The sequence below is a fragment of the Streptomyces sp. NPDC017890 genome, from assembly GCF_044328675.1.
In the GTDB taxonomy this organism is placed as follows: Bacteria; Actinomycetota; Actinomycetes; order Streptomycetales; family Streptomycetaceae; genus Streptomyces.
The window spans coordinates 1-5,808 of record NZ_JBIRHU010000064.1 but is presented as its reverse complement, the minus strand read 5'-3'; the positions used below and the strand labels follow the sequence as shown (position 1 = coordinate 5,808).

The 5,808-nt window shown below is 73.2% G+C and carries 1 protein-coding gene; it reads right to left on the bottom strand.

Going from position 1 to position 5,808, the window contains the following annotated elements:
• Positions 1-5,808 (bottom strand): SDR family NAD(P)-dependent oxidoreductase (locus ACH4F2_RS35010; protein ID WP_398136722.1); only part of this gene is annotated, 5,808 nt, incomplete at both ends.

The window sequence follows — 5,808 nt, the reverse complement described above, 5'->3', positions numbered from 1 at the left end:
GAGTTCGGCCAGCGAGATCATGATGGCCCAGAGGGTGGGCTGGACGATGTCGACGCGTTGGAGGGCGTCTTCGTCGTCGAGGACGTCGAGGAGTGACCAGTCGGTGTACGGCGCGAGGGCCTGCGCGCATGCGCGCATGCGGTCGGCGAAGACGGGGCTGGTGTCGAGGAGTTCGAGGGCCATGCCGGTCCACTGCGACCCCTGACCCGGGAACACGAACACCACCTTCCGGCCTGACTCGGCGGCGCCCATGTCCACCACCGCGTCCAGCTCCCGCAGCAGTTCGTCGCGGTCCGTCCCGACGACCACCGCACGGTGGGACAGCGCCGCCCGGGTCGACGCCAGGGACCAGCCGATGTCCACGGGGTCCGCCTGCGGGTCGTCCAGCACGAAGGCCTTGAGGCGCTCGATCTGCGCTCGCAGACCGTCCGGCCCCGCACCCGACAGCACCCACGGCACGGCGGGCGGCGCGATCCGGTCGGTTTCCGGCTCGGCAGCCTGCCCCGGAGCCTCCTCGAGGATCACGTGGGCATTGGTGCCGCTCACGCCGAACGCGGACACACCGGCCCGTCGCGCACGCTCCGAAGCCGGCCAGGGAGTCTGCTCGGTGAGCAGCCGCACGGCACCGGCGGACCAGTCGACGTGCGGCGTCGGCTCGTCGACGTGGAGGGTGCGTGGCAGCACGCCGTGGCGCAGGGCCAGCACCATCTTGATGAGCCCGGCCGCACCGGCGGCGGCCTGGGTGTGGCCGATGTTGGACTTGACCGAGCCGAGCAGCAGGGGCCGGTCGGCGGCGCGGTCCTGGCCGTACGTCGCGACGAGAGCCTGGGCCTCGATCGGATCGCCCAGCGTCGTGCCCGTGCCGTGGGCCTCGACCGCGTCGACGTCGGCGGGGGACAGTCCCGCGTTCGCCAGCGCCGCTTGGATGACGCGCTGCTGCGAGGGCCCGTTGGGGGCGGTGAGGCCGTTGGAAGCGCCGTCCTGGTTGACGGCGGAGCCCCGGACAACGGCCAGCACCTGATGCCCGTTGCGCCTGGCGTCCGACAGCCGCTCCAGAACCAGTACACCCACACCCTCGGCGAACCCTGTGCCGTCGGCCGCCGCGGCGAACGCCTTGCAGCGCCCGTCGGCCGCCAGACCCCGCTGACGGGAGAACTCGACCAACAGGTCCGGCGTCGGCATGACCGCGACCCCGCCGGCCAGCGCCAGCGTGCTCTCGCCCCGCCGGAGGGACTCGCAGGCCCAGTGCACACTGACCAGCGAGGAGGAGCATGCGGTGTCCACGGTGACGGCCGGGCCTTCGAGGCCCAGTGTGTAGGCGACGCGGCCGGAGATCACGGACGTCGAATTGCCCGTGAGGAGATACCCCTCGGAGCCCTCCGGAGTCGTCGGCTGGTCCGCCCCGTACGTGGTCGAAGCAGCACCGGCGAAGACACCGGTCCGGGTGCCCCTGAGCGTGAGCGGGTCGATGCCGGCCCGTTCGAAGGCCTCCCACGACGCCTCAAGCCACAGGCGTTGCTGGGGATCCGCGGCCAGCGCCTCGCGGGGCGAGATCCTGAAGAACCCGGCGTCGAAGTCCCCGGCTTCGTGGAGGAAACCACCGGCCCGGGTGTAGGTGGTGCCGGAGCGGCCCGGGTCCTGGTCGTACAGTCCCGCGAGGTCCCAGCCCCGGTCGGAGGGCAGACCGGTCATGGCGTCCCGTTCCCCGGCCAGCAGCCGCCACAGAGCCTCGGGCGAGTCCACACCGCCCGGCAGGCGGCAGCTCATGCCCACGACGGCGATCGGGTCGACGGCCGGGTCCACGGTGGCCGGCAGTGCTTCCACCGCCAGTGGCTCCCCGGTCGCCCGCCCCGACCCGAACAGCTCGCGTTCGAGATGCCCGGCGAGAGCGTCCGGCGTCGGGTGGTCGAAGATCACCGTGGCCTGGAGCCGGCGGCCGGTCGCGGTGCGCAGCCTGTTGCGGAGTTCCACCGCGGACAGCGAGTCGAAGCCCAGTTCCTTGAACGGCCTGTCGGCGGTGACGGATTCCACGCCACCGTGGCCGAGCACGGCCGCCGCCTGGGCGCGGACCAGGTCGACCAGGGCGGCACGCCGCTCGGGCGCCGCCAGACCGGTCAGGCCCAGGCCCGCCGCGATGGCTTCGCCCTGACCGGTGGTGCCGGCCGCAGCGCGGGCGACCGGGGCACGACCGGCCCGTGACGCCGCACCCATGACGCCCCGCAGCAGCGGGGGCACCGCGTCCGCGTGCAGCGCGGCCGGGTCGAGCCGTACCGGGACCAGCAGCGCGTCACCGGATGTCAGGCCCCTGTCGAACAGCCTGAACCCCTCCTCGGTGGACAGTGGCCGGACCCCGGCCCGTGCGAGCCGGTCCGCCTCGACGTGTTCCGTCAGCTCACTGCGCCGCTCCCAGAAGCCCCAGGCGAGGGAGACCGCGGGCAGGCCCTGAGCCCTGCGGTGCGCGGCCAGTGCGTCGAGGAACGCGTTGGCGGCCGCGTAGTTGCCCTGCCCCGGCCCGCCCAGTACGCCGGCCGCCGAGGAGAACAGGACGAACGCGGTGAGATCCCGGCCTCGGGTCAGCTCGTGCAGGTGCCATGCCGCGTCCACCTTCGGACGCAGCACGCTCCGTACCCGGTCGGGGGTGAGGGAACCGATCACGGCGTCATCGAGCACGCCGGCCGTGTGCACCACCATCCGCAGGTCCGGCATCGAGGCCACCAGCCCCGCGACCGCCTCCCGGTCGGCGAGATCGCATGCGACCACCCGGACCCGCGCCCCGTCCTCCTCCAACGCCGCGACCAGTCCGGCCGCCGCGGGAGCGGTGCCCCCGGACCGGCTCGCGAGCACCAGGTCACGCACACCGTGCTCACGCACCAGATGGCGGGCGATCGCACCGCCCAGCGTCCCCGTACCGCCGGTGACCAGCGCGGTGCCTTCACCGACCGGCCGCGGAACGGTGAGCGCCAGCTTGCCCACGTGGCGTGCCTGCGACAGGAAGCGGAACGCCTCACCGGTCCGGGCGATGTCCCAGGCTTTCAGGGGCAGCGGGGTGAACACACCCTCCTCGAACAGCGCGACCATCTCGGCGAGGAGCCGGCCGAGCCGGTCCGGGCCCGCTTCGAGCAGCTCGAAGGCCCGGTACGTCACAGCGTGGCGGTCCATCATTTCCGCCGGGTCACGGACATCGGTCTTGCCCATCTCGATCAGCCGCCCGCCCCGGCGCAGCAGCCCGACGGAGGCGTCGACCAGCTCACCGGTCAGCGAGTTGAGGACCACGTCCACGCCGTCGGGGGCCACGGCCCGGAACCGGTCCGCGAAGCCGGCGGACCGCGAGGACGCCATCCGATCCTCCGCGACGCCCAGGCCGCGCACCGCATCCCACTTCGCCGGACTCGCGGTGGCGAACACCTCCGCCCCGAGCCAGTGCGCCACCTGGACCGCGGCCATCCCGACACCGCCGGCGGCCGCGTGGACGAGTACCGCCTCACCGCGCCGCACCCCGGCCAGGTCGACGAGCCCGTACATGGCGGTGAGGAACGCGACCGGAGTCGTGGCCGCCTGCGCGAACGACCACCCGGCGGGCACCGGTGCCAGCAGCCGGTGATCAGTGACCGCCGTCGGCCCGAAGGAACCCGAGAACAGGCCCATGACCCGGTCGCCAGGGACCACCCCGTCCACCCCCGGCCCGGTCTCCAGCACGACCCCGGCGGCCTCGCTGCCCAGCAGACCGGTCTTGTCCGGGTACATCCCCAGCGCCAGGAGCACGTCACGGAAGTTGACGCCCGCGGCGTGCACAGCCACCCGGACCTGGCCGTCGCCCAGCGCTTCGGACACCTCAGGGCACGCCACACGGGCGAGGCTCTCCAGGGTGTCACCGCCGGTCGTGGCCAGCCGCCAGCTCTCTGTCCCGAGGCCGACGCCCGCGTCCGTGCGGAAGCCGGTCGTCGGGCCGTCCTCGCCGACCCGTGCCAGCCCCGGTACGAGCGCGGCGCCGCCGCGCACGGCCACCTGCGGCTCGCCGGTGCCGAGCACCGCGGGGAGCAGGGACACGTCCTCGTCCGGGAGGTCGACGAGCACGAAACGGCCCGGGTTCTCGGTCTGCGCGGTACGGACGAGGCCCCACACGGCCGCGGCCGCCAGGTTCTCCGGGGCCTCACCGGCAGCCGTGGCCACGGCGCCTCGCGTCACCAACACGAGCCGGCCGTCGGCGAACCGATCGTCCGCCAGCCACGCCCGGACCGCCTCCAGCACCTGGCTGACCAGCGCGTGAACGCCCTCCGGGCCCTCCTCCACGACACCGGATCCGAGCATCGCCACGGTGTCCGCCGACGCTGTCGAACCGTCGGCCGTGAAGGGGTTGGCGCGGTCCGCGAGCTCAGTGAGGGACTCGACGGTGACGAACGCCGCCCCGCTGGAGGCGGGCAGCGCGAGCTCGGTCCAGTCCACCCGGAACAACGCGTCCTCAGGCGCACGACTGAGCCGGCCCGCGTCCACCGGCCGCAGAACCAGGGCATCCGCCGACAGCACCGGCGCGCCCGTGACATCCGCCACCCGGACGGCCAACGCGTCCTGCCCCGCCGGCGCCAGCGCCACCCGCAGGGCCCGTGCACCCACCGCGTGCAGGGTGAGCCCGGACCACGCGAAGGGAAGATGCGGTCGACCCGGATCGGACACGAACTCCCCGAGACCGGCGCCCTGCAACGCAGCGTCCAGCAGCGCCGGATGCAGACCGCACCGATCGGCGTCTGCCTCGGCCGCACCGGGCAACGCGACCTCGGCGAACACCTCGTTCCCGCGCCGCCAGGCCGCTCGCAGCCCCCGGAAGACCGGGCCGTAGGAGTAACCGCGCACCTCCATGGAGGCGTACACCTCGTCGAGGTCGACCGGGGCGGCCCCCGCCGGTGGCCACACGTCCAGCCGGTCGACGGCCGTGCCCGCGTCCTCGCTGAGGGTGCCGACGGCATGCCGCACCCACTCCGCGTCCCGGTGCCGCCGGGAGTAGACCGTGACCGGGCGCCGCCCGGCCCCGTCCGGTCCGCCGACCGGCACCTGGATCTGTACGTCGCCGTGTTCGGGCAGCACCAGCGGGGCTTGCAGCGTCAGCTCGTCCAGCCGTCGCAGACCCAGCTGGAGACCGGCCTGCAGAGCCAGTTCCACGAACCCGGTGCCCGGCAGGACCACATCGCCGAACACGGAGTGGTCAAGCAGCCAGGGATGGGTCGTGACCGACAGCGATCCGGTCAGCACACAACCGTCGGCGTCGGGAAGCGGCAGCACCGCGTTCACCAGAGGGTGCGCGAGCCCGGTCAGACCGACACCCACAGCCTCACCACCACTGCGGACCGGCTCCAGCCAGAACCATTCGTGCTGGAAGGCGTAGGTCGGCAGGTCGATCCGTCGGGCGTGGCTTCCGGTGAAGGCGGGCTCCCAGTCGACGGGTACGCCCGCGGTGTGCAGGTGGGCGAGGGCGGTGAGGAACTGGGCGGGTCCGCCGTGGTCGCGTCGGAGGGTGCCGGTGGTGAGGGTGGTGGTGTCGGCGGCGTCGGCGGTGTCCTGGATGCCTGCGGTCAGTACGGGATGCGGGCTGGTTTCGACGAAGACGGTGTGGCCGTGGGTGAGGAGGGTGTGGATGGTGGTCTGGAAGTCGACGGTGTGGCGGAGGTTGCGGTACCAGTAGGCGGCGTCGAGTTCGGTGGTGTCGGTGAGGGTGCCGGTGACGGTGGAGTAGAAGGGGATGTCGCTGGTGCGGGGGGTGATGGGGGCGAGGGCGGTGGCGAGTTCGTTCTCGAGTTGTTCGACGTGGTCGGAGTG